Source organism: Enterococcus sp. DIV0703, assembly GCF_051711065.1.
GTDB lineage: Bacteria > Bacillota > Bacilli > Lactobacillales > Enterococcaceae > Enterococcus_B > Enterococcus_B hirae.
The window spans coordinates 2,635,576-2,662,500 of sequence record NZ_JBIOLX010000001.1 but is presented as its reverse complement, the minus strand read 5'-3'; the positions used below and the strand labels follow the sequence as shown (position 1 = coordinate 2,662,500).

At 39.8% G+C, this 26,925-nt stretch carries 16 protein-coding genes, 7 tRNA genes, 1 riboswitch and 1 other annotated feature (1 of these 25 only partly in view); of the genes, 19 read left to right on the top strand and 4 right to left on the bottom strand.

Annotation, left to right across the window (positions count from 1 at the left end; translation table 11 throughout):
• From IGK81_RS12150 to IGK81_RS12100, 11 genes are all read left to right on the top strand, one after another.
• A tRNA-Ser gene (locus IGK81_RS12150) sits at nt 1-45 on the top strand; it begins 45 nt to the left of the window's first position.
• Between the two features lie 46 nt (nt 46-91).
• Nucleotides 92-165 (top strand) — tRNA-Met (locus IGK81_RS12145).
• Between the two features lie 43 nt (nt 166-208).
• Nucleotides 209-282 (top strand) — tRNA-Asp (locus tag IGK81_RS12140).
• A gap of 3 nt (nt 283-285) precedes the next feature.
• Nucleotides 286-358: transfer RNA gene (locus IGK81_RS12135), tRNA-Phe, on the top strand.
• A gap of 4 nt (nt 359-362) precedes the next feature.
• A tRNA-Gly gene (locus tag IGK81_RS12130) sits at nt 363-433 on the top strand.
• Between the two features lie 15 nt (nt 434-448).
• Nucleotides 449-522, top strand: a tRNA-Ile gene (locus tag IGK81_RS12125).
• A 12-nt stretch (nt 523-534) separates the two neighbouring features.
• Nucleotides 535-606: transfer RNA gene (locus IGK81_RS12120), tRNA-Glu, on the top strand.
• 343 nt (nt 607-949) lie between these two features.
• A riboswitch (SMK box riboswitch) is annotated at nt 950-1,028 on the top strand.
• Entirely contained in the window at nt 1,026-2,219 is a 1,194-nt protein-coding gene (gene metK / locus IGK81_RS12115; RefSeq protein WP_034700522.1) for a methionine adenosyltransferase, read from the top strand. (Overlaps the previous riboswitch by 3 nt.)
• 168 nt (nt 2,220-2,387) lie before the next feature.
• Nucleotides 2,388-3,860: an MDR family MFS transporter gene (locus tag IGK81_RS12110; protein ID WP_034700521.1), complete on the top strand. Its 1,473-nt coding sequence runs from the start codon at nt 2,388-2,390 to the stop codon at nt 3,858-3,860.
• Between the two features lie 157 nt (nt 3,861-4,017).
• Complete coding sequence (locus IGK81_RS12105) at nt 4,018-4,806, top strand: alpha/beta hydrolase (protein ID WP_010736957.1); 789 nt, start codon at nt 4,018-4,020, stop codon at nt 4,804-4,806.
• A gap of 131 nt (nt 4,807-4,937) precedes the next feature.
• A complete protein-coding gene (locus IGK81_RS12100) occupies nt 4,938-5,483 on the top strand; it encodes an acyl-CoA thioesterase (protein ID WP_034700520.1) in 546 nt (181 codons plus the stop codon).
• 153 nt (nt 5,484-5,636) lie between these two features.
• Here IGK81_RS12100 and IGK81_RS12095 read toward each other — a convergent pair whose 3' ends face one another.
• Nucleotides 5,637-6,293 (bottom strand): TetR family transcriptional regulator, encoded by a 657-nt coding sequence (locus tag IGK81_RS12095; protein WP_034700518.1) that lies wholly within the window; start codon nt 6,291-6,293, stop codon nt 5,637-5,639.
• A 117-nt stretch (nt 6,294-6,410) separates the two neighbouring features.
• Here IGK81_RS12095 and IGK81_RS12090 point away from each other — a divergent pair, with 117 nt between their 5' ends.
• The 6 genes from IGK81_RS12090 to IGK81_RS12065 all read left to right on the top strand — a co-directional run bounded on the left by IGK81_RS12090 (nt 6,411) and on the right by IGK81_RS12065 (nt 18,651).
• Entirely contained in the window at nt 6,411-8,123 is a 1,713-nt protein-coding gene (locus IGK81_RS12090; RefSeq protein WP_034700517.1) for an ABC transporter ATP-binding protein, read from the top strand.
• A 2-nt stretch (nt 8,124-8,125) separates the two neighbouring features.
• Complete coding sequence (locus tag IGK81_RS12085) at nt 8,126-9,895, top strand: ABC transporter ATP-binding protein (RefSeq protein ID WP_034700515.1); 1,770 nt, start codon at nt 8,126-8,128, stop codon at nt 9,893-9,895.
• Between the two features lie 230 nt (nt 9,896-10,125).
• Nucleotides 10,126-14,946 carry a prealbumin-like fold domain-containing protein gene (locus IGK81_RS12080; protein WP_181915158.1) on the top strand — a complete coding sequence of 1,607 codons (4,821 nt, stop codon included), beginning with the start codon at nt 10,126-10,128 and terminating at the stop codon, nt 14,944-14,946.
• Nucleotides 14,947-14,997: 51 nt separating this feature from the next.
• Nucleotides 14,998-16,290, top strand: a complete 1,293-nt coding sequence (locus IGK81_RS12075) for a pilin N-terminal domain-containing protein (protein ID WP_034700511.1) — start codon at nt 14,998-15,000, stop codon at nt 16,288-16,290.
• The gene (locus tag IGK81_RS12070) at nt 16,283-17,797 is read left to right on the top strand and encodes a SpaH/EbpB family LPXTG-anchored major pilin (RefSeq protein WP_034700510.1); all 1,515 of its coding nucleotides are present in this window, start codon (nt 16,283-16,285) and stop codon (nt 17,795-17,797) included. Before IGK81_RS12075 ends, IGK81_RS12070 begins: the two co-directional genes overlap by 8 nt.
• A 26-nt stretch (nt 17,798-17,823) precedes the next feature.
• Complete coding sequence (locus IGK81_RS12065) at nt 17,824-18,651, top strand: class C sortase (RefSeq protein WP_034700508.1); 828 nt, start codon at nt 17,824-17,826, stop codon at nt 18,649-18,651.
• A gap of 180 nt (nt 18,652-18,831) precedes the next feature.
• On the opposite strand, the gene IGK81_RS12060 is transcribed toward IGK81_RS12065, so the two are convergent.
• The 3 genes from IGK81_RS12060 to IGK81_RS12050 all read right to left on the bottom strand — a co-directional run bounded on the left by IGK81_RS12060 (nt 18,832) and on the right by IGK81_RS12050 (nt 21,254).
• Nucleotides 18,832-19,401, bottom strand: a complete 570-nt coding sequence (locus IGK81_RS12060; RefSeq protein WP_034700506.1) for a class I SAM-dependent methyltransferase — start codon at nt 19,399-19,401, stop codon at nt 18,832-18,834.
• Complete coding sequence (locus tag IGK81_RS12055; RefSeq protein WP_010736968.1) at nt 19,401-20,357, bottom strand: TIGR01212 family radical SAM protein; 957 nt, start codon at nt 20,355-20,357, stop codon at nt 19,401-19,403. The genes IGK81_RS12060 and IGK81_RS12055 overlap by 1 nt, the downstream gene beginning before the upstream one ends.
• A gap of 246 nt (nt 20,358-20,603) precedes the next feature.
• Nucleotides 20,604-21,254: a phosphatase PAP2 family protein gene (locus IGK81_RS12050; RefSeq protein WP_034700503.1), complete on the bottom strand. Its 651-nt coding sequence runs from the start codon at nt 21,252-21,254 to the stop codon at nt 20,604-20,606.
• A gap of 382 nt (nt 21,255-21,636) precedes the next feature.
• On the opposite strand from IGK81_RS12050, the gene IGK81_RS12045 reads away from it, so the two are divergent.
• Together IGK81_RS12045 and leuS are read left to right on the top strand one after the other, a co-directional pair.
• On the top strand, nt 21,637-23,637 hold the full coding sequence (locus tag IGK81_RS12045) for a muramidase-2 (RefSeq protein WP_034700501.1): 2,001 nt from the start codon (nt 21,637-21,639) through the stop codon (nt 23,635-23,637).
• A gap of 99 nt (nt 23,638-23,736) precedes the next feature.
• Nucleotides 23,737-23,947: a binding site (T-box leader), on the top strand.
• Between the two features lie 123 nt (nt 23,948-24,070).
• Complete coding sequence (gene leuS, locus IGK81_RS12040) at nt 24,071-26,485, top strand: leucine--tRNA ligase (RefSeq protein ID WP_034700499.1); 2,415 nt, start codon at nt 24,071-24,073, stop codon at nt 26,483-26,485.
• The last annotated feature ends 440 nt before the right edge of the window (nt 26,486-26,925 follow it).

The window sequence follows — 26,925 nt, the reverse complement described above, 5'->3', positions numbered from 1 at the left end:
TCAGGCGGGTAAAACCGTGCAAGGGTTCGAATCCCTTATCCTCCTTACTTTGTGAGTTACTATAAAGTAGTTGATTCGCAAATTATATTATCGCGGGATGGAGCAGTCTGGTAGCTCGTCGGGCTCATAACCCGAAGGTCGTAGGTTCAAATCCTGCTCCCGCAATTGACTTTGATTTTTCAAAGTCACCAAATAAGAAACTAAATATGGTCTGGTAGTTCAGCTGGTTAGAATGCCTGCCTGTCACGCAGGAGGTCGCGGGTTCGAGTCCCGTCCAGACCGTTTGGCTCGGTAGCTCAGTTGGTAGAGCAATGGATTGAAGCTCCATGTGTCGGCAGTTCGATTCTGTCCCGCGCCATAATGCGGGTGTAGTTTAGTGGTAAAACCACAGCCTTCCAAGCTGTTGTCGCGAGTTCGATTCTCGTCACCCGCTTTTAGTTTTTTTTATGGGCCTATAGCTCAGCTGGTTAGAGCGCACGCCTGATAAGCGTGAGGTCGATGGTTCGAGTCCATTTAGGCCCATTAGTTTCACCTGGCCCGTTGGTCAAGCGGTTAAGACACCGCCCTTTCACGGCGGTAACACGGGTTCGAATCCCGTACGGGTCATTAAAGATACTTTCTAAAGTATCTTTTTTTATTTGTAAGAATGATTTCAAAAGACTTAAGATAGTTATCGTAGGCGATGATTGTTTTAGGTCTTTTTATTTGATTCTATAGGTGATCAGAAATAGAATGAAAAAAATTTGGTTCTGCTGCAAAGGATTTGTTGTATACTTATGCTCCTAAACTTTGAACCTTTTTTATTTGCTATTCTTTAAACATGTAGCATAGTGAAGCGAAATGATTACCTGGGATAAAGGAAATAAACAGCATTATCAGTGAACTATTCAAATTTTTAAGTAATTACGTTAAAAAAACAAGCGTAAATTTCAAATATCTGCTATACTTGGTTCGTTGCAAGTTCCCGAGAGGATCCGTCATCGGCGGAGATGCCTTGTAACCGAATTTAACTAGGGGGAATCACTATGGGAGAAAGACATTTATTTACCTCAGAATCTGTTTCTGAAGGACATCCAGATAAAGTTGCTGATCAAATCAGTGATGCGATCTTGGATGCAATTTTAGCAAAGGATCCAAATGCACGCGTGGCTTGTGAAACATCTGTTACCACTGGTCTTGTATTGGTATTTGGAGAAATCTCAACCACTGCCTACGTGGATATTCAAAAAGTGGTACGTCAAACGATCAAAGAGATTGGCTACACACGAGCAAAATTTGGCTTTGATGGAGATACAGTAGCTGTATTAGCTGCAATTGATGAACAATCACCAGATATCGCTCAAGGTGTTGATGAAGCACTTGAGATTCGTGACGAAGCGAAGAGAGATGTATTGGATGAGATCGGTGCTGGAGACCAAGGATTGATGTTTGGTTTTGCAGTCGATGAAACACCTGAATTAATGCCTTTACCAATTGCATTAAGCCATCGTCTAGTTCGTCGTTTAGCTGATTTACGTAAATCCAATGAATTAACTTATCTACGTCCAGATGCAAAATCACAAGTAACAGTTGAATATGATGACAATGGTCAGCCAGAACGAGTGGATACCATCGTTATTTCAACACAACATGATGATGCAGTGGACAATGAAACAATTCGTCATGACGTCATTGAAAAAGTAATAAAAGAAGTTATTCCAGCTGAATTACTTGATGACGACACAAAATACTACATCAATCCTACTGGTCGCTTTGTTATTGGGGGACCTCAAGGAGATGCTGGGTTGACGGGAAGAAAAATCATCGTTGACACATATGGCGGCTATGCTCGTCATGGTGGTGGAGCATTTTCTGGGAAAGATGCTACTAAGGTTGACCGTTCAGCAAGTTATGCCGCTCGTTACATTGCGAAAAACATTGTAGCAGCTGGTTTGGCAAGAAAAGCTGAAGTTCAGTTAGCCTATGCGATCGGTGTTGCACAACCTGTATCTATTTCAATCAATACTTTTGGTACGTCAACTGTTCCAGAAGAAGACTTGATTGCCGCTGTGAGAGAAAACTTTGATCTACGACCTGCAGGTATTATTGAAATGCTTGATTTACGTCGTCCAATTTATCGTCAAACAGCAGCTTATGGTCATTTCGGTCGTACGGATATCGAATTGCCATGGGAAAAAACAGATAAAGTTGATGCAATTAAAGCAAGCTTAGCAAAATAGCTTTTTGATGGCTGGAATGGTTCTCTTTATGGGATCATTCCAGTTTTTTTTATCCTAACGACTGAAGAGAAATCCATGGTCGTTTTTGATTCGTGTTTTTGATAAATGATAAAGCCTATTTTTTTTGGCTAAAATTTATTTGGTAACAACAAAAAAAGGAGGAATAAGATGAAAAGAGAAACAAACGTCAAATTAGTAACGATCAGTGTGTTTATTGCAACTTTCATGACAGCAATTGAAGGAACGATCGTGACCACTGCTATGCCTACGATCGTCGGCTCTCTTCACGGTATGGAGATCATGAATTGGGTATTTTCGATTTATTTACTAACGAATGCGATGCTGACACCGATCTATGGCAAACTTGCAGATAAAGTGGGGAGAAAACCTATTTTTATCTTTGGAACGCTATTATTTATTATTGGTTCTTTATTTTGTGGACTTTCTCAAACCATGATGGGGTTGATTGCTGCTCGTGCTGTTCAAGGAATGGGCGCTGGAGCAATGATGCCAGTGGCGTTAACGATCATTGGCGATTTATATACGATTGAAAAAAGAGCAAAAGTTTTAGGTTTGAACAGTTCGGCTTGGGGAATTGCTAGTGTTTTTGGACCATTAGCTGGAGGTTTTATTGTAGAAACGATCAGTTGGCATTGGATCTTTTTTATTAATGTACCGATCGGGCTTTTATTGATGGTTTTGATCTGGCTTTATTTGAACGAACCACAGAGAGAACATGAGTCAAAACCGATGGATCTATTCGGGAGCTTTAGTTTGATGGCGATGTTGGTTGCTTTACTTCTTGGATTTCAATTGTTAGGGGATCAAGGATTTACTCCAGTAGTGATCGGGCTTTTGATCGGAAGTCTTCTTCTATTATTTTTATTTATTGCAGCCGAAAAAAGAGCAAAAGACCCTGTGATCATGTTGCATCTTTTTGCTAATCCACTATTTGTGGTCGTGAATCTAGCAGCTGCTTTAGCCAGTGGGTTCTTAATGGGCATCGATGTGTATATCCCAATGTGGATGCAAGGGGTATTAGGGCTAAATGCTGCAGTAGGGGGATTGGTCTTAGCACCGCTTTCACTTGTTTGGATGGTTGGTTCTTTCTTAGCAAGTAAGTGGATGACTCAAATGGCAACGAATTGGGTATTGCGAATTGGTCTATTGATTGCCTCTCTAGGCGGTGCCTGGCTCTGGTTAATGCCATTTGAAAGTAATTTTTTATGGTTCTTTGCTATTTCAACGGTCATTGGTGTAGGACTAGGAATCACGATGACTACCTCAACTGTTAGTGCCCAAAATAGTGTGTCTCGAGATCAACTAGGGGTAGCTACCTCGTTCAATACATTGGTGCGGACGATTGGACAAACTGTGATGGTAGCAGTCTTTGGCTTATTGATCAATGGAGTAACACAACGGGAGCTGAATGCGACTAATTTGACGAATGATGCAGATATCATGAATAAGCTAGTCAACCCACAAACAGCTAAAAACATTGCGTCAGAGTTGATCACGCCTTTACGGAAGATTTTATATGAAGGATTGCATCAAGTCTATTTTGTGGGGCTGTTACTAGTAGTGATTGCTTTTGCATTGACATTTGTCGTTCGTGAAAAAAGTGATAGAATAAGAGAGTAGTAGTACAAGAAAGTAGTACTAAATGTTACTTTGTGAGGTCGTTTGACCAATTATTTCACAACGATAACCGGTGTTAGAATAGTTGTTTTATCAAAATTTGTCATTATTGGTCAGGTCAAAAACACTATTTTTCACACCTTAGAGAGGATGTTTCAACGTGGCATTTATTCAAGCAAATATTTATTCGAATGTTTTAGAGATGGAAGTAAACCTGAATGTAATCCTTCCACAAACAACAAATAAAGTGATCGGTACGAGTTCACAACAAGCGACAACAGATGTTCCTGTCTTATACCTTCTGCACGGAATGGGAGGAAATCATAGTGTCTGGGAGCGTCGGACGTCAATTGAAAGATATGTCGCAGACCATGGATTAGCGGTCATTATGCCTTCTACTGACCTAGGTTGGTATACCGACACGGCCTATGATATGAAATACTGGACGTTTATTTCAGAAGAGCTTCCCGAAATCTGTCATGAACTGTTTCCACAATTAACGACAAAAAGAGAAAAGACTTATGCTGCTGGATTATCAATGGGTGGCTATGGTGCTTTGAAACTTGGACTAGCAAAACCAGAAAATTTTGCTGCAATCATTTCTTTATCAGGAGCCATTTCAGTAGGCAATCGGATGGATGATTTATTGATGATTCGAAAGGCAAAATTCTGGGAGGGCGTATTTGGACCGTTAGATCAGATCAAAGGTTCAGTTAATGATCCTCAGTATTTATTAGAAGAATTAGTAAAGAGTGACAAAACAGCACCTCGTATCTACTTGGCATGTGGGGAATCAGATTTTCTTTATCAAGCAAATCAAGAAATGACTGATTCATTGAAAGCAAATGGGATTGGCGTAACCTTCGAACATGGTCCTGGCGAACATAACTGGGTATTTTGGGATCAGTGGATTCAACGTGCTTTGGAATGGTTATTTGAAGAAAAATAGGTGAAGAACCCTTGATCTTTCTTAGCTTTTGAGACTATTTTTCAGGACGATTGCTAGGGCTCGGACATTGTCTTGGCCTTAGCTTTTTTATAGGACGAATCATTAGGAAATAATTTGAAAGAGGTGTTTTTTTGGAAGAGATAAAGCATTGTAAAGAATCGATAGTCATTCAAACACATCGGATTTTTCCATTCGATCTTAATCCTTTTGGGTTTTTATTTGGTGGAAAATTGATGACGATGATTGATGATGCTGCGTCGATCTCTGTGACAAGACATTGTCGTAGAGGTGCAGTTACCGCTTCTTTAGACAGCTTGAATTTTTTGAAACCATTGCATGAAAACCATTCTGTGTGTGTAGAATCTTATGTAAGTGGTACTCATCATAAATCGATGGAAGTATTCGTTAAAATTATTGGGGAAAATCTGACAACTGGGGAGCGTTACTTAGCCGCAACTTGTTTTACAACATTTGTCGCTGTTCCGTCTCATATGAATGAAGAAACGGAATTTACAGTACCTAAAGTCATACCTGACACGGCAGAAGAAAAACTAGTGTGCGCAGGATACGAAAAACGTCGCAAACAGCGCTTACAAGAACGAGAAGACTACCGAGCTTTTGCTGCTCAATTATCAAAAGACCTTCCTTGGTTAAAAAATGAAGGAATAGATGATTAGACTGCTTCATCTAGGATAAGTGAAATGGCTAAACTAGTAGCTAAACTGACTATTACTTGTGGAATAGGAAGTTTTATTCACGTAGTCAACTCAAACAGTAAACAAAAAATCATGAAGGCAAGTTCGCGAACTTGCCTTCATGTCTTTTTTTGTTTACGATTCTTTTTGTACAGCCAACCCTTGAAGATAGATCGTCACGCTATCAAGAAAGAGTTGTTTTTCATTTTCTTGGTTCTGGTGAGCGGTGATACTAGCCTTTAGTCCAACTAGTGCATTTTCTTCGACATAACTTCTCATAGAAAGAATAGCATCTTTGAGTAAGTGATTACCAGCCATGATTTTGTGCCGAAGATTCTGTTCATGCTGTTGATCCATCAGTTGACCAATCAACAAGTTATGAAGAGCAAACACTGCTTGACGACTACGGTCAATCGAAAAGCCCGCTTGGATAAGAATCTGGATCATCATTTCTAAGTGTTCCAAACGACTCGCATAAGAAGGAACGGTATTGATTTCTAGCTCTGCACCACAAGGAAAGTGGGTGTAAAGGTCGTAGTAGTTTTCCATGAATTGAACAAGACGTTCCTGCCAAGGTAAACGAGGCTCGGGAATGATTAGTTCATTTTCCATGAATTCAGCCATTTTTTGGAGCAAGTCTTGCTTATTTTTGAAATACCAGTAAAGCGCAGGGGCTTTTACTTGAACTTTTTGAGCAAGGTTTCGCATAGATAGTTTTGATAGTTCTTGCGTTTCTGCCAGAATCGCAAAAGCAGATTTGATAATCATTTCTTGGGAAAGCTTTGGTTCCAAATTTAATCAACCTCTTGTATTGCAATATTTTTTTAAACATGGTAAATTGTTAGTCGGCCTTATTTTACAGTGTTAAATAAGACCTGTCAATTTTAATAAAAAGGGGTGTAACAACCAATGGGCTTAATTTTAAGACATGCAAAAAAATACAAAGTTGCTGTATTTATTTCATTGTTTTCTGTAGCGATTATGGTAAGTGCCGCATTATGGCAACCGAAGCTTTTACAACAAGTATTAGAAGCTATTATTACAGAAGATAACGACAAGATGAAAACGATCGGTGTATACTTGATCAGTTTAGCTTTGTTAGGACTAGCAGCTGGAGTTTCAAATACGATTTTTTCAGCGAAAGTGGCACAAGGGATTAGTGCTGATATTCGGGAAGAAGCATTTCGTAAAATCCAGACTTTTTCATTTGGAAATATCGAAAAATTCTCTGCTGGAAATCTGGTAGTTCGACTAACAAATGATATTACACAAATTCAAAACCTAGTCATGATTTCTTTACAATCGCTCTTTAGAATTCCATTTCTGTTTATCGGGGCTTTTGTTTTGGCAATGATGACGATGCCGCAATTATGGTGGATCATTGTCGCATTGATCGTAGCAGTTTTCTTGATTACAGCTTTATCATTTACCAGAATGGGTAAACATTTTATGATCATCCAAAAACTGATTGATAAAGTCAATAGTATTGCCAAAGAAAATCTTATGGGGATCCGTGTAGTCAAATCTTTTGTCCAAGAAGACAATCAATTGAAAGAGTTTAGTAAAGTCAGCGAAGATCTAACGAAACACAACATCATTGTGGGAACCTTGTTTTCTGTGATGATTCCATCCTTTATGTTGGCTGCTAATTTAGCAGTAGTTGGCGCAATCTTTTTTGTTAGTGATTTAGCAAAAGATGATCCAACCTTAATCGGTGGTTTGGCTTCTTTCATGAACTATTTGATGCAGATCATGATGGCAATCATTATTGGTGGAATGATGATGATGATGACATCAAGAGCTGCAGTTTCATTGAAACGGATCAAAGAAATCTTAGACACAGAACCAGATTTAACATACCAAGATGTACCAGAACAGAATTTAACTGGATCAGTCACTTTTGATCATGTTTCTTTCCGTTATCCTGGCGATGATGCAGACACATTGAAAGATATCAGTTTTTCGATCCAACCAGGTGAAATGGTGGGGATTGTTGGTGCAACAGGAGCTGGTAAATCGACACTCGCTCAGTTGATTCCACGATTGTTTGACCCAACAGAAGGAAAAGTGGAAGTAGGGGGCGTAGATTTAAGACAAGTCAATGAAAAAAGCTTACGTCACACTGTATCCTTTGTTTTACAAAAAGCGATCCTTTTCTCTGGAACGATTGCGCAAAACTTGCGTCAAGGGAAAAAAGATGCTTCTGAAAAAGATATGGAACATGCTTCTGCGATTGCTCAAGCACAAGAATTTATCGAAAAATTAGCAGATCGCTATGAGGCTCCTGTGGAAGAACGTAGTAGTAACTTTTCAGGTGGACAGAAACAGCGGTTGTCTATTACCCGAGGTGTCATTGGTGATCCTAAGATTTTGATCTTAGATGATAGTACCAGTGCATTAGATGCACGTTCTGAAAAGTTGGTTCGTGAAGCATTAGCAAAAGAATTAAAAGGCACTACTACGATTGTAATCGCTCAAAAAATCGCTTCTGTTGTCAAAGCAGACCGGATTCTTGTGTTAGATGAAGGCAGATTAGTGGGTGAAGGAACACACGAAGAACTAGTAGCAACCAATCGGGTGTACCAAGAAATTTTCGAAACACAAAAAGGAACGGAGGAGTAGCCATGACTGATTTAATAAAAGCCAGTAAGTTTTTCTATCACTATTTAAAACGGTATAAGGTCTCCTTTTTCTTTATTTTTGTTACAGTTATCATTGCCACTTATCTTCAAGTGAAGGCACCACAATATATCGGAGAAGCCTTTCAAGAACTAGCCAACTATGTTGGGGCTTTGATGCAAGGAGTCGATGATAAGAGTCGCTTCGTTTCCATTATTTGGAAACTATTAATGTTTTATGTTTTAGCGAGTGCCGCAAACTTCATTTACAGTATCTTATTTACGCAAGTGGTGGGTAAATCGACGAATCGGATGCGTATTGGTTTATTCAATAAACTAGAAAAATTGACGATCCGCTTCTTTGATTCTCATCAAGATGGGGAAATTCTTAGTCGATTTACGAGTGATTTAGATAATATCCAAAATAGTTTGAACCAAGCTTTGCTCCAAGTAATCACCAATATCGTTTTACTTTTTGGGATATTGATTATGATGTTCCGCCAAAATATTGAGTTAGCTTGGGCAACAATTGCTTCTACACCAGTGGCAGTTTTGATTGCTGTTTTGATTATCCAAAAGGCAAGAAAATACGTTGATTTACAACAAGACGAAGTTGGGAAATTGAACGGCTATATGGATGAAAAAATCAGTGGTCAACGTGTCATCATCACCAATGGATTACAGGAAGAGACAATTGATGGTTTCTTAGAACACAATGAGACTGTTCGTAAAGCAACGTTTAAAGGACAAGCTTATTCAGGATTGCTTTTCCCAATGATGCAAGGGATGTCTTTAGTGAATACCGCAATCGTCATCTTCTTTGGTGGATGGTTAGCACTGAACGGGGATCTGGAACGCTCGGTTGCTTTAGGATTGGTAGTTACGTTCGTTCAGTATTCCCAACAATATTATCAACCATTGATGCAAATTTCATCTGGTTATAGCATGATCCAATTAGCGATCACAGGGGCACGTAGACTGAATGAGATGTTTGCTGAAAAAGATGAAGTGAAACCAGCGAATGGTCAATCCTTTGATGGGATCGATAAAGGCTTATCTTTGGAACACGTTGATTTTGGTTATAACCCTGATAAATTAGTGTTAAATGATGTATCTATTGATGTAAATAAAGGTGAAATGGTCGCGTTAGTTGGACCGACTGGCTCAGGTAAAACAACGATCATGAATCTATTGAATCGTTTTTATGATGTGAATAGTGGTGCAGTAACGATTGATGGGACAGACATCCGTGAGTATGATTTAGATGCTTTACGAAAACATGTAGGAATCGTTTTACAAGAATCCGTCCTATTCTCGGGTACTATTCGTGACAATATTGTCTTTGGGAAACCTGATGCGACAGATGAAGAAGTGATCAATGCCGCTAAGCAGGCGAATATTCATGACTTTATCATGAATCTAGAAAAAGGGTATGAAACAGAAGTATCTGAAGAAAACAACTTGTTCAGTACCGGTCAGAAACAATTGATCAGTATTGCCAGAACGATCATTACGAATCCTTCATTGTTGATTTTAGATGAAGCAACAAGTAACGTGGACACAGTAACAGAAGCTAAAATCCAAAAAGCCATGGACGAAGCAATCAAAGGACGTACCAGCTTTGTGATTGCCCACCGGTTAAAAACGATTTTAAATGCGGATCGTATTGTTGTTTTACGTGATGGAAAAGTAATCGAAGAAGGAAATCATCATCAGTTGTTGGCAGAAGATGGCTTCTATGCTGAACTTTATCATAATCAGTTTGTCTTTGAATGATCTGTTTTTGATGAACAAATAAGCTAACTAATAGACTACTTAGAAGAGGGAATGGCTCTTTTCTAAGTAGTCTTTTTTTGCATATAGAGATCTCTTTGACTTTAGCTATTGTGAGATAAGAAATGTTATTTTTCAGACTTGTCTGAAAAAGTTGAAGTAAGCTGTTTCAAGAAACCTGTTATATTTCATGTTAAATAAGGCGCTCCTTAAAAACTATAAAAAGGCAGGTAATGGGTATGAAGGTAAAAATAAGGCAGGTGTGCTTACAATTGATGATGCTCTTGACGATTTTGGTTCCTTTGTCCAACCCGCTCTTTTTGATGGGGCCGCTAGTCCATGCTTCCTCAAATGGTCATTTCCATGTAACTGGACAACCAACAGGGTTTCAGTTAGGTGAGACTCACGGGAACAATGATAACGGCGTCCAATTGATGATCGATCCTGAAAAAGACGGCACGTATACGAGTGATTTGCCCGAAACAGGCGTTCCAAGCGATACGAATGTCCGCCTTCAAATCAATTGGTGGTTGGTCGATGACGATATTTATCCTAGTGGCGATCTAATGGCTAATGAACGCTATACGATCATTGAAAATATTCCTGACACATTATTGATTCCAGCAGGTGGTCTATCGGGCGAATTGATGGATGAAACTGGACGATTTTCTTTTGGCACGTTTTATGTAAATGAGGATCGTAGTATAGCAATCCAATTTAATACCCGTATTTATAATTTTAGTGAGATTCAGGGTTCGTTTTCTATTGATACGAGTTTTGATAATATTACCGAAGAATTGATCGTAGATTTGGGAGAATATGGTGTAGTTGAAGTGCCAATCATTGTTAAAGGGGAAGAGATCGTTGAAAAACAGGGGATTAGTTTTAATCGGGATACTGGAATTGTTGAATGGGAAGCGTTGATCAACGAAGAACATCGGGCGTTGACAAATGTGAAAATCACAGATTTCTTTGGTGATAACCAGGAATTTGTGTCAGTTAGTATCCAAAAGAAAGAAGTTGAAGATGAACAGTTCCATCCTTTATTAGCAAGTGATTATAGTCAAGCGCAACAAGACAACCAAATAACTTGGACGATCAGAAATAATGAAGCACCTAAACGAACCGCTTATCGATTAATCATCCGTACCAGAGTCAAAGATCTGAGCCAACCAACTGTTCATAATCAACTCATTGTCGAAAGTGATGAGTTGGGTCGGACAGAAACGAATGACGTCGAATTTGATATCGTAAAACAAGACTTTTCAAAACGAATAGCTAAAAATCCAAATGGATCAGACAAAATTGATTTTTATCAGGCGACAGATGAGCCTGGTCAACCAACGGGGAATCGCGAAGCGTATGACTATGTACTCGTGACTTGGCAAATCGACACGTATTATTACGTCGATGGTGAAAAAGACCCTATCGTCGATCGATTATCCGTCATTCCAGCAAATGCTGCGAGCCATACCTTTGAACAAAACTCACTGCAGATCACTGGAACGAATGCGGAAGGCTTTACAGTCGGTTTCAATGCAGAAAACACAGAGATGACGCTCACACCACCAGGGGATGCGAATGGCACCTACCGAATCACCTACCAAACGAGGATACAAACGACGGATGGACAGGTTTCAGCGGATACGATCCAGTTTTCCAACCATGCGATCCAAGGAAGTTTTGGTGAAGGTAGCGCTGGCGGAATCATTCCTAACCCAAGCATGCCAGGGATCGTAAAACGTGGAGTTGGGGGTGACCAGACTCAGCAGATCCAACATTGGGAGATTTTGTTCAATCAGGAAAACAAATTAGTTGAACAAGTAGAAATCCGTGATTCTTCCATCATCTTTGAAGAGGATCTCGTGCGATTGTTCGATCCTAATAACTATCACGGCTACTATGAGAACAATGTTCGTCCTTTTAAATGGATCTATTATGCTCGCTCATTACTAGAATCGACATTAGTCATCACAGATGACGTAGGCAACACATTAGAAAAGGGTGTTGATTTTGAGTTGGTTTTGCATAATCTTTCTGAACCAGGCGAACGATTGATGTTGCCGGATGGGAGTTATTTACATCAAGCGAATAGTGCTTATCAAACAGGGTTTACGATCCGCTTGATTGGAGATTATGAAACAACGGATCGAACCATTAAGATTCATTTTTCAACGAAAGAGCATCAGTTATCTAGTAGAGGTTATTTAAAAATCTGGGATGAAGACCCTTCTCAGTTCAATAGAAGTAATTACTATTCGAGCGATCCAGTAGTCCAAGGGATCTATCCTTGGTTAGGTGGAACGTATATCCATCCAGATATTACGTTCTTCAACTACGCCAAAGCAACTTGGCGGCAAGGAGACGTTCAGTATTCTCAAGATTCAGTTGGTTATGGAACATTTGGCAATTGGCACTATAGCCTCATAAACGATGGACATAAAAAAGGGTTATTCCTACAGCCAGGGCAAAAGTATGAAGAAGCAATCGCTGAAGATGCAGAACAAGCTGATGCTGGAAATATCGGAACGTTTGAATATTGGACAGATGAAAGTTTTTCAAATGAGAGTCGACAACCGGTCTACACTGGAATCGTTGATCGCTACCAAACACTGTTTCGTCTAGAATTCAATCCTTCCAGTGGTCCATTACCAGCAGGAACCGTCATTGAAGATGATTTTTCGACCCTTGCTGGTTGGGAGTTTAAGCCAGACTCTGTTCACGTCTTTCAGGGGACCGCCAACCTAGCTGGTCCGATTGATCCTGATACGAATCAACACCGCTGGAAAATAGCGGCAGGAGATTATGCAGGGAATGAACGACTAGTGGAAGGTACGGATTATCGCCTAGAATATGATCCGCAAACACAATTGATGCGGATCGTTCTCTTAAAAGAGAGTCATCGACCAATCGTTATCTTCTTCATTGCCGATTATGTTGCCACTCAAGAACTAGCTGATAATCCATTACTAGCAGGTTCTTATAAAAATATAGCGACACTGACAAGTCCTGGTGGGCGCAAGACAGAAGTAGAAACGCAAGTCACGATACCGACAGAAAGTTTAGTGATCAAGACGGGTGAAGTAGCAGACGACGGCGAACATATCACCTACCGCGTGATCGTGAATCCAGGTGGCGCCAAATACCAGAATTTGTATCTCTTTGATCTCATGGATCATGAAGAAGAAACGACGCTTCTGCTAGATCCCGATACTGGAAAATATCGAATCAACGTTTTTGAAGGAAAATACAATCCCCAGACTCAGCAATTTGAAAAAATACGCCGTTTAATTGATGAACAAGATTTTCTACTGTTGGCACCACAACAACTCTTAGTCCCATATTTGCCAGAGTACATTGGCGTAGATGGGCGAGGTGCTTATCAAATCTTTGAATGGCAAGCAAATCCAGAAAATGATACAAGTGAAGCTCATTGGATCAGTCAGCAAACAGGAAGAGCTTTAAGTGAGCCAGGTGTGAAGGCAGAAACCGCCTTTGACCAGTTAGCTGCGGACGGGTTGATCAATTTATCGCAAAAAACTGCTCATTTCCAATTAGTTGTAGGTGATAATACTGGTCAGTCAGAAGTGACAGATAAAACATTGATCGTAGAATATACTGCCCAAACAACCGCTGATTCTGTCAATAATCGTGCAGGTGTTTTCTTGAATGGAAAACAAAAAGTGACGGAAGAATCCATTACGGACATCACGACGGGCGAAGGTTATGCTTCAGGAATCCACCGAATCGTGGAATTCTATAAAGCCGATCACGAAGGAAATGACCTTACAGGTTCAGAATTCCGTTTAGAGAAAAAATCTAAAGATTTTTTCCAAGAACAATTTCCTGAAAGAGTATTAGGGACATTTACGGTAGATAATCCTACTCAGATCGGTGGTGTTCATGAAGAAGAGGCTTATGGATTGACGAACGGAATCTATCGTCTGACAGAGATTACTCCACCAGCAGGTCCGTTTGCTGTACTACCAGAGCCCATTTATTTCAAGGTACAGGCATCAGGAACGACTAGTAGAGAAGAGGAAATTTTTTTCACCGATGAACAAGGGATTCCAGTGACACAAGAACGAGCAACGATCCAATTAGACAATGGACAGTTCAAGTTGACTGTTGAAAACCGACCAAAGCCTTTCATGATCGAAAAAAATTGGGATTTTACCACGCCTAATGCGGCAGTACCAGAGGAGATCAAAGAAGATTATAAAATTACGGTCAATTTATTAAGGGAACAACGGCATGAACAAAGCGATGAGTGGCGCTTGGATGCTTCATTCACACCCATGACTTTCACTTTGAATCAGGAGAATGAGTTTAAAGTGCTGGTCGAAGAGTTAGCCGATTTAGGTGAGGATTATCGATATATCGTAAAAGAAACCAGCATCATCAATACCAAAACAGGAAAAAACCTGCAACCATATTTTGATTTAAGTAGTGGGGAAGAGGGCGATCAGGTTGATAATCTCAATAAGATCGTGAAAGATGCTAATCAGAATTGGCAAATTACCCTGAAAAATAGCACGACACCTGAAAGTACCCCTGAACGCGTCTATGTGGGATTTGAGAAACAATTTGAATTCAGCGATTTAGATTACTCGAGCATTAACTACATTACCTTTGAGTTATTTAGAAGTGTCGAAGAAGGGGAAAAGCAGAAAATCCAAACGATTCTCTTAACGCCAGGAGATACAGGTGAAGGGTTGAAATGGATCAGTAACCGCTTGGAGAAATTTACTCCAGATGGTCAAGCTTATCATTATTACATTAGAGAAATAAGTATCACGGATCACGAAGGTAGTGACCTTTCTGAACGATTTAGGCTAGCTGATACAGATTACATTTTGCTACAACCACATGAAGCTGTCCAAAACTTGGACGAAATGGAAGTCGTACCAATCATGAATACGGAAACGTCTGGCTTATTGCCAATGACGGGTGGACCTGGACTTCGCTTCTTTCTAATTGCAGCCCTCACTACCATTGTTTTATTACTAGGTTGGTTGTTCTATCGCTTGAGAAGTAAGCGAAATAGCAAATAGTAATTAGGACGGTCTGATGGCATTTCAGCAAATGAGAAAGGAGTAGAGGATATGCAGAAAAAAAGAATGTTTCAATGGCTGCTGCTAGGTCTGCTGTTAGTAACCGGATTCTTCCCATATAGAGGCTATGCTACTGATCCTGAGACTGTGACGTTCATCTTACACAAGAGAGTCCTTGTAGATGAGTCGATCACAGATCCACAGACCTCTCCATCAAATGGCAGACAATTGACAGAAAATGAATTGGCTAACTTAAATGGCCTTGGTCTGAGTGTTCCTTATAATGGCGCCACGTTTCATGTCTATCATTTGACGGATTACTATCTTCAAGCACAAGAAGATGCGCAAGCTTTAGCTAAACGCTTGGGACAGATGAACCCGATCCAGATCGAACAATTTATTGCAGAGCAGCAATTAGAAGAAGTGACAGGTAGTCCTGTCCTAACGCAGACTCATGCTGAATTTGGCGAAGGAGTGGGTGTGATCGATGTTCCCAGAAAGCACAACGGTCACTATGGAATTTATCTGATCGTTGAGGATCATTCCCAGCAAACTAGTTATTTCAATGTGACAAATGCTGCACCGATAATGATTGGCTTGCCTCTAATGGACCCATTAAATGAAGTAGAGCTGACTCAGATTCATCTTTATCCTAAAAATGCTGGGTATTTTCGACAACCGTATTTTTACAAATATGGCAAAGAAGAAGACACTGAGCAGACCGAACCTCTCGAAGGTGTGATTTTTTCCCTGTTTCGTTATAACGAAGCTGGGGAAAAAATCTATTTAGCACAAAATCAGGAGGCGTTAGGGGATGTATGGAAACAAAGTGATGATCCCTTAAATGATGAAGCAATCGCAACCTTCATCTCTGATGCTGCAGGGCGTGTCAAGATAGCAGACCATTTTTTGATCGGTGGTGAATACTATTTTGAAGAATTGCAAACTCTTCCGGGGTATGAGATCAGTGAAGAAAATCGGCAGATTCCATTATTTATCCCAAATACTTGGAAAAATGAATCAGGTGAGTTTTTATTCATGACACTTAATGAACAAAAAATGTCGGAACCTTTTTCTGATGAACAGGACGAATCGGTAGAGAAAGGACCTAGAATCTATAACATTTCACGAGCAGGAGAGTCTCAAAAGGACGATGATCTGCCAACGGATGCTGGGGGAGAACAAGGAGGAACAGCGACAGGGAAGGAACAGCTATTCAATCGTCTGTTACCACGTACTGCAGAAATGAGACAAGCGCTAGCTATTTTAGGCATTGCGTTGTTATTACTGGCTTACTTGTTAAGGAAGTACATGAACAAAACTAGGAGGGAAGAAGATGACTGAAAGTAAAAAGAATAAATTCAGGATATTCGTGATGCTTGCTACGTTGTTGTTTTCGGCATTCAGTATTTTAGGAATGAGTCTTCCAGTAGCAGCAGCCCCAGAGCATGTGAATGTCACGCTTCATAAACGTGTTTGGCAGGATGAAATCCCGAAAGAAGCGTATCAACAAAATACTGGTGAACTAATGGAAAACTTTGGCGGCGATCCGTTAGACGGCGTGACATTTTCTGTCTATGATGTCACAGAACAATATTTTCGTTCTATCAGAGAGGATGGGAAAACAGCACGAGAAGCCTTGGAAAGAATCCAGTCTGATGCGGCTTTATATAAAAGAGCCCCTGATTATGCCAGTGGCCCTTTGCAGACTCAAGTGACAGCAACAGCAAGTGGCGAGACCGATCCAAACAGACAGGGGATTGCGGTCTTTGACCAATTACCTCGAAAAGATGCCCAAGGTAGAGATGCTGTTTATCTCTTTGTCGAAGAAGAATCACCAGCGAATATATATGAAATGGCATACCCACTACTTTTGGCTTTGCCAGTCTATGCTGGTGATGGAGAACTAACAGAGATCCACCTCTATCCTAAAAATATTTTGAAAGAACATTCGAAAACTTTAGTAGATAGCGGTCGGTTTAATGAAGTAACAATCACTCAAGATGGGAATCAAGTAACCTACTATGATGTTGGAACAGATGACATCTTAAATTATCTGTTGACGGTTGCTGTTCCCCGTGACTTAGGTAACAAAGCACTTTTCGAAATCACAGATACACCAACTAATGGGTTGCGACTAACGACCCCTGATTCAATCGAAGTATTGATTGATGGTATAGCGGTACCTAGTAGTTATTTTACGATTGATACAGCTACTCCGAATGGTGGGTTTACGATTACTTTCCACATTGACAATGAGGAAGTGGTTGAATTATTACAAGGAAAAACGCTCACGATTTCTTATGACATGTCGCTCACGGGTGATGCAATCACTCAACTATCTGATAATACTGCCACAATCGATTTTGGCTCGGATCCTACGATCTTAGATGGACCAAAAGTCAAGACGAATGAGCATCAATTTAGAAAGATCAATAGTCATGATGGTAATCCATTAAGTGGGGCGGTCTTTCGGATTTTTAAAGATTCTGATGGTCAAGTATTGTACGCACGTCTGAATGAAGAGAATGTCTTGATTGGTTGGGATGATGTCGGGACAGAAATAACCTCAGGACCAGATGGCTATTTTGATATTCGGGGCTTTAAAGCGGGAACCTACACGTTGGAAGAGGTGACGGCTCCAAGTGGTTACGTCATTTTAGATCCTTATACCACTTTTGAAATTGATTCAACTGCTTCAGAGACACCTTTAGTCACGATTGAAAACCAACCTCAAGGGCTTTTACCGGAAACCGGTGGTATGGGTATCTATATTTTCCTGCTGATCGGGGGACTGATTCTCTTAGCAGCTTATGTGGTGTACCGACAAACGAAAAAAAAGCCAATGTAAACAGGTTTTGAAGGAGGGAATATCCAATGTCCCAAAAACAGCGACCAAAAAAGTGGCTTCGGATCGTGATGTATCTCCTTTTTTTAACAGGTGGATTGATTGCGAGTTATCCTTTTTATGTCAATGCCTTCAACCAACTCGTTGATCATTATCGTATCAATGAGTCTCAAAAAACGAAAGCAGAACAGCAACAGACACGAGAAAGAGCCAAAAAGTATAATCAAGAACTAGCAGAAAGAGGCATGGGGGCGATCACGCTCCCAACCTACACTGGACGGAAAGAAGCGGACCTCGCTAATTATTTAGCAAATCACTTGATTGGTTCGATTCAAATTCCTAAGATTAGGGTCAGTGTTCCGCTGTTTGACCATGCAAGCCCAACGATCCTCCAATATGGTGCTGGTGTTTTGGAAGGGACGTCCTACCCTACTGGTGGTAAAAATAACCATAGTGTGATCTCTGCCCATAGTGGGATTCCTGAAAGAAAACTTTTTACGGATCTCGATCAACTGGAGTTGGAGGATATTTTCATTATCACCTATGCAGAAGAAAAGTTGGCCTATGAAGTGAATGACATCACTATTGTGACCCCTGATGACGTTAGCTCTCTAAAAATTTATCCAGAGGAAGATCTCGTGACTTTAGTCACCTGTACACCGTATATGATCAATTCCCATCGATTATTAGTCAGAGGACATCGAGTGCCTTATACAGAAGAACTAGCCCAAAAAGAAGCGAATGCAGAACAAAGACAATGGTGGCTCAATCTCATGATCTTACTCATTTTATTGCTCTTTGTAGGAAGTCTATCCCTGTTCATTCTGCGAGTCATACGTGAAAAGCCAATAGAATAGAAAAAGACATGTTGGATTACTTGAGAGAACCAATAATGAGAAAAAGCCCATAACCATAGAAAGCTTAGTGAAAACTTTCTAGTTATGGGCTTTTTTATATTCGTCAATTAACAAAACTGTCCAAAAAACATTGATAAGCCATAAAGAAGCGAACGGAGTAATTGAACAAAGCCAATTATTTCAACATTTTTTCTTCTCCACACAATACAAAATCGGTGGATTGTTTTTTTGATTAATAAATTGATAGTTTAAAACATTATACTGATCTTGAGAGAGCATTTGACAAAACTGTTGTACCATATCCAGTTCTGATTTCCCACCTTCATGACCATAGTAGACGACGATAATCATGCGTCCTCGAGGGGCTAAACGTTTCAGTATCTCTTCCATTGCGATTTTCGTTGTTTCAGGTAAAGTAATGATTGCTTTGTCACTCTTAGGAAGATAACCTAGATTGAAAATCCCTGCTTTGATTGGTTGCTCTGGAGCCACGACATTCCCCAGTGTCTCATGACCTTGTAAATAAAGAGAGACTCGATCGGTCAATGCTTGTTCAGCGAGTTTTTCTTTCGTGGATTGCAAGGCAGCAGGTTGGATATCAAAACTGTAAACATGTCCGGTCTTCCCGACCAATTCAGCCATAAAAAGCGTATCGTAGCCATTACCCATGGTGGCATCAATAGCATGGTCACCTGGTTGCAGGATTTCTGTTAATAACGTATGGCTAAAGTGTAAAGCAGTTTGTAGCATTAGCAACGCACTCCTTTACGAACATCAAATTTCCCTTGATAACTATTGCGACGAACCAATTCTTCATCTATCGCATTCAAGACTTCCCACTTTTTCAAACTCCACATTGGTCCGATCAACGAATCCCAAGGGGCATCACCGGTAAGCCGATGGATAATGATTTCTTGAGGGATCATTTCCAATTGATCACAAATCACATTGACATAATCAGGACGGGTCATCAGTTGTAAACGACCTTCATGATAATCACGAAGCATCCTTGTTTTGCGCATCAAGTGCATTAAGTGAAGCTTGATTCCTTGGATATCTGAATCAAGGATCGTACGTCGGACATTTTCACGCATCATTTCTAATGTTTCACCAGGTAAACCGTTGATTAAGTGAGTGCAGACACGAATGCCATGTTTTCGTAATTTATTCACACCATCAAGGTAAGTTTGGTAGTCATGTGCGCGATTGATCAGTGTAGAGGTTTCTTCAAAAGTCGTTTGTAATCCTAATTCGACCCACAGATAAAGCCGTTCATTTAGTTCTGCGAGATAATCCACGACCGCATCTGGTAAGCAGTCTGGGCGAGTACCAATCGACAACCCGACAACACCAGGAAGGTTGATCACTTGTTCAAAACGCTCGCGAATGATTTCTACAGGTGCATGAGTATTCGTGAAATTTTGGAAATAAACGATATATTGGGTTACCCCTGGCCATTTTTGATGCATCATATCGATTTCTTTATGGAACTGAATAGGTAATGGGTCTTCGGGAGCGACGATCATATCACCTGATCCAGAAACACTACAAAAAGTACAGCCCCCGTGAGCTACTGTACCATCACGATTGGGGCAGTCAAATCCTCCATCGATTGGCACTTTGAAAATTTTCCCGCCAAATTCATTTCTTAACGCATAATTCCATGAGTGGTAGCGTTTATTTCCATCTGAATATGTAAATTCCATTGTTATCCTTCTTTCTTAATGGTGCTAAATTCATCACTTTCTTCTACTCGTATTGAACGATTCAGATCATTATACCTGATGAATGGCGCAAAATCTAAGCACTTTATAACGAGAATCGTTCTTAGAATCAAGTAAAGAGACAGATTAACTAATCATCAAAGAAAAAAGTTAACTGTCTCTCCACAATTTTTTATTGATTTGGATGATTTGTAACAAAAGTTCTCACTAAAAAATACTTGTGTGAGATCAAGACGTTTTCTGCGTGTTTAGCCATTTTTCTTTTTGGGTTCGATAAATTGGATACGTGAAGCATAACCACGAGAGGCTAAGTAAAAAGCCACCTAGAATATCACTTGGAAAATGAACGCCTAAATAAATACGGCTAATCCCAACACTTACTATAATAAACGCTAGAAGTATTTGAATCAATGGACGAAAGACCTTTTTTTGAATAATGACAGGAATTAGAAAAATCAGTGTACCATATAAAATCATACTACCAGCTGCATGACCACTAGGAAAACTGTAACTGTGCTCTACCACAAGGTGTTCAAGGGTTGGGCGAACGCGCATCACGAATAGTTTGATCACAGGATTGATGATCCCAGCAATGGCAATAAAATTAACCGCTAACCAAATCATTTCAGGGCTTTTTTTCTTCCACCATAACAAAAATGAAACCAGCAAGAAGACTAAGATGACCGTGAGTGGATTGCCAAATTTTGTCATAAACAGCTGATAAGCATTCCAATGAGGGTAGGGAGCGCGGATCATTTCTGTTATTGATTGATCAAATCCCGCCAGTAAAGAAATACGGTATTTGACAATGTAGCCTAAGACTAAAAAGAGCAATAAAAAACAAGCTCCAGCTACATGAAAAGTTGTACGTTGCTTCATAAATATCCTCCTTTTCAACAATGACTCATTATAGCATTATTCGCTCTATAAATAATATCCATAATTATTTATAGAATCGAGCACTTAATCAAAAAATAAAAAAAGGTATTTTATTTGTAAATCACTTTGTAATCTCCTAGACATTTTCAAGTAATATAACTGACATACTTTGACTGGGAAAGTTTAAATCGATTATTTGTTAAAAGTCGTTAAAATCAAGCGGGGAAAGGAGCTATTTTTTTCTCAGTGTTGAACATTACGAAAGGTTACAGTCTGATTACAATAAGCAGTCACACACTTAAATAACTTTTAATAAAGATTAAGAGAAGTTATAATTATTATAATAGTATAGAAATTGTAGATAGAAGTTGGAGGATAGAAGATGGAAAACATTGCAAGAAAAGAACGTAGACGTTTAAATGAAACCAAACGTTTTCGTAAAGTAAAACGTAGTGCTGCACTTGTCGGTACGGCGATGGTCGGCTGTTCTGTGGCAGCGCCATTGATTCAGCCTGTACAAGTAGATGCTGATCAAACCCCCACACAATTCGGTGCCAGAATCAATACAGCAGCGTTTATTGCTGAGATTGCTACGTATGCACAACCAATTGCTCAAGCCAACGATTTATATGCCTCAGTCATGATTGCTCAAGCAGTCGTCGAAAGTGGTTGGGGAAGTAGTGCCTTGTCACAAGCACCTTACTATAATCTATTTGGGATTAAAGGAAGTTATCAAGGTCAAACTGTTTATATGGATACACTCGAATATCTTAACAATAAATGGGTATCTAAAAAAGAACCTTTCCGTCAGTACCCTTCTTTTGCAGAGTCATTTAATGACAATGCCTATGTTTTAAGAAATACCTCTTTTGGTAATGGCTATTATTATGCAGGTACTTGGAAAAGCAACACTAAATCTTATACTGATGCTACTGCTTGTTTGACAGGTCGTTATGCAACTGATCCAGGGTATGCTGGAAAACTAAATAATATTATTACAACCTATGGATTGACCAAATACGATACACCAGCTAGCGGCAACGCTGGAGGCGGTGCAACGATTGGAAATGGCGGGAATACGGGAAATACATCCAATTCTGGAAGTACTAGTGGGAACTCAGGCGGTTCTGCAACTACGACTGGTACGACTTATACCGTCAAATCAGGAGACTCCGTTTGGGGAATCTCTCATTCATTTGGAATCACGATGGCGCAGTTAATCGAATGGAATAATATCAAAAATAATTTTATCTATCCAGGACAAAAATTAACAATCAAAGGTGGCCAATCTGCAGGTTCTTCAACCACTAACACTGGTAATAATGCTTCTTCTGGAAATACTTCTGGCAACACGAATACGTCTGGCAGTACGGGGCAAGCAACTGGTGCAAAATATACGGTTAAATCAGGCGATTCTGTTTGGAAAATTGCGAATGATCATGGGATTTCGATGAATCAACTGATCGAATGGAATAACATCAAGAATAACTTTGTTTATCCAGGTCAACAGTTGGTTGTTTCAAAAGGTAGTTCTTCAGCAAGCGGTTCTACTTCTAATACATCGACAGGTAATACATCTAGTAATACGGCAAATACAGGAAGTACTACTTCTGGAAGTACTTATACTGTCAAAGCAGGCGAATCGGTTTGGAGTGTTTCGAATAAATTTGGAATTTCCATGAACCAACTGATTCAATGGAACAATATTAAAAATAATTTTATTTACCCAGGGCAAAAATTGATTGTCAAAGGTGGTTCATCTTCAAGTAATGCGTCCACTTCGACAGCTAATAACAAGAACACCGCATCAAGCAATACCAGCTCAACTGCGACAGGGCAAGCGACTTATACTGTCAAGGCAGGCGAATCAGTATGGGGTGTTGCAAATAAAAATGGGATTTCCATGAACCAGTTGATTGAATGGAATAATATTAAGAATAACTTCATTTATCCAGGACAGAAATTGATCGTCAAAGGTGGAAGCAGTAAAGCAAGCGCAACAGCAACAACCAAACCAACAGCTTCAACGCCAGCTTCTACAACTCCAACGGCTTCTTCAACGGGTGATACGAAGTATACTGTCAAAGCAGGCGAATCGGTGTGGGGCGTTGCCAATAAACACCATATTACGATGGATCAGTTGATTGAATGGAACAACATCAAAAACAATTTTATTTATCCAGGACAAGAAGTCATCGTTAAAAAAGGCACTGCACAATCAACGCCAGCGAAATCAGATGAAAAAACCTATACCGTCAAAGCAGGCGAATCAGTATGGGGCGTTGCCGATAGTCATGGAATCACCATGAATCAATTGATCGAATGGAATAATATCAAGAATAACTTTATTTATCCGGGACAACAGTTGATCGTCAAAAAATAAGTAATGACACATGGCAGGAAATCAGTAAATGTGTGAAATAATATTTGAACTTGTAGCATTTATTTGTTACTATGAATCTACACTTTTGAGTAAATAAAAATCAACGCCTGAAAAGGAAGTAGTAAAAAGTCGAAAGTTTTAGAGAGCACATGGTTGGTGGAAATGTGTACGGACGCTTTTGAACTCGCCTTTGAGTTGCGCCTACTGAAATCACAAACAGAGTAAGTAGGAGCGGTGACGACCGTTACAACGTTTGAGGCCTTTGTGAAAAGGCAAAATTAGGTGGTACCACGTAGATTACGTCCTATAAAAAGAGCAATCTTTTTATAGGACTTTTTTGTTTTCTTCAGATGAAGAAGCAAAAAAGTGAGGGAGACCTCACTACACTTCGACAGATTGATGTGGAAGTACAAATAGATCAGGGGGATAGAAAATGAGTTATAACCATAAAGAAATCGAAAAGAAATGGCAAAAATACTGGGCAAAAAACAATACCTTCAATACCCATGATGATCCTGAAAAACCAAAGTTCTATGCGTTGGATATGTTTCCATACCCATCAGGTCAAGGACTGCATGTTGGACATCCGGAAGGCTATACAGCAACAGATATCTTATCTCGTTTTAAACGCAGTCAAGGATTCAATGTCTTGCATCCGATGGGATGGGATGCGTTTGGACTACCAGCCGAACAGTACGCATTAGATACAGGAAATGATCCAGCTGAATTTACACAAAAAAACATTGAAACATTTCGTCGTCAAATCAATTCTTTAGGGTTTAGTTATGACTGGAATCGTGAAGTCAACACAACTGATCCAGAATATTACAAATGGACACAATGGATCTTTACAAAATTGTACGAAAAAGGCTTGGCATATGAAGCAGAAGTAGCAGTTAACTGGGTACCTGAGCTTGGTACGGTGATCTCTAATGAAGAAGTGATCGATGGAAAAAGTGAACGTGGCGGCTACGATGTCGTCCGCAAACCAATGCGTCAGTGGATGCTGAAGATCACTGCATACGCAGATCGTTTACTTGATGATCTTGATTTAGTAGATTGGCCAGATAGCATCAAAGAAATGCAACGCAACTGGATCGGTCGTTCAGTAGGAGCAAATGTTGAATTTAAAGTTGCTGGAACAGACAAAACGTACACGATTTTTACCACACGACCAGATACACTATTTGGCGCAACGTACTCTGTTTTAGCTCCTGAATTAGACTTGGTGCAAGAAATCACGACACCAGAACAAAAAGCAGCAGTTGAAGCATACATCGAAGAGACAGCTAAAAAATCAGATTTGAAACGTACAGATCTAGCGAAAGAAAAAACGGGTGTCTTTACTGGAGCTTATGCCATCAATCCAGTTAATGGAAAAGAGATCCCGATCTGGATCGCTGACTATGTGTTAGCTTCTTATGGCACTGGAGCAATCATGGCTGTACCTGCTCACGATGAACGTGATTATGAATTTGCAAAAACCTTTGATTTAGAAATTCTTCCCGTGATCGAAGGAGGAAATATTGAAGAGGCTGCTTATACGGAAGATGGTCCTCATATCAATTCTGAATTTTTGAATGGCATGAATAAAGCAGAAGCCATTGCTAAAATGAATGAATGGTTAGAAGAAAATAGTTGTGGGAAAAAAGAAGTCAGCTATCGTTTACGTGACTGGTTATTCTCACGTCAACGTTACTGGGGGGAACCAATTCCGATCATCCATTGGGAAGATGGTACAGTCACAGCTTTACCAGAAGAAGAGCTGCCATTACGTTTGCCTAAAACGACTAATATCAAACCAAGTGGAACAGGAGAATCGCCACTTGCCAACATCGAAGAATGGGTGAATGTTGTCGATCCTGTGACTGGTAAAAAAGGTCGCCGTGAAACCAATACAATGCCACAATGGGCAGGAAGTTCTTGGTATTATTTACGTTATATCGATCCACATAATAAAACAGAATTAGCGAACTATGATAAATTAGAACGCTGGTTGCCAGTAGACATCTACATTGGTGGAGCAGAACATGCCGTTCTTCACTTGCTGTACGCTCGTTTCTGGCACAAATTCTTATATGATATCGGTGTTGTACCTACAAAGGAACCATTCCAAAAATTATACAACCAAGGAATGATCTTGGGAGAAAACAACGAAAAAATGTCTAAATCACGTGGCAATGTCGTTAATCCAGATGATGTCGTGGCCAAATATGGCGCAGATACATTACGTTTATATGAAATGTTTATGGGACCATTAGACGCATCGATTGCTTGGAGTGAAAATGGACTAGAAGGAAGCCGCAAATTCTTAGATCGTGTTTGGCGTTTGATCGTGGATGAAAACAATAAGATGCGTGATCGAATCACCACTTTAAATGATGGGAAATTAGATAAAGTGTATCATCAAACCGTCAAAAAAGTTACGGAAGATTACGAAAATCTTCACTTCAATACAGCCATCTCTCAATTAATGGTGTTTGTCAATGAAGCGTATAAAGTGGATGCACTACCTTATGAATATATCGAAGGATTTGTTCAATTGTTGGCACCGATCGCACCACACATGGGTGAAGAACTATGGGCAATCTTAGGAAATGAGGAAGGTATTTCTTACGCAGCTTGGCCAACTTATGATGAGTCAGCTTTAGTCGAAGATGAAATCGAAGTTGTCTTCCAAATCAATGGTAAGGTCCGAGGAAAAGCTAATGTTTCACGTGACTTACCAAAAGATGAACTTGAAAAAATAGCGATGAACAATGAAACGATCAAAGAAAACATTGCTGGCAAAACTGTTCGTAAAGTGATCGTTGTACCAAATAAATTAGTAAATATCGTGGCTAATTAAAAAGCAGGAACAAGTGAATTATAAGAGATTGTTGAAGGAGCTTTCGATGAAACCCAGAGCCACTTCCAGAATGAAGAACAGATCATTAAAAACAATTTTGGCTGTTTCAGTATTTTAAGATGTTTTATAAGTCGCAATCAGTCCAGCAAGTTTATAACTGAATAAACAAAATAGAGATTATGACAAAAGTGTCTAGCTCTGAGAAATAAGCCGGAAAAGAGGTTGAGCCATGTGTTGGCTCAACCTCTTTCTTCGGCTTATTTTCCGTTAGAGCTTGATACACCGTGGATAAGATCGTGAAAGAGGCGGATAGCTCCGAGCAGATGCTTAAATACTATTTATTTGTCTTGAAGGTCGCTTCCTCTCAAACTCTTTTATAGAAAAATAAAGTGAAGAGAAACTAAAACAAAGAAAATATCAATTGAAGAGTTAGAACCATT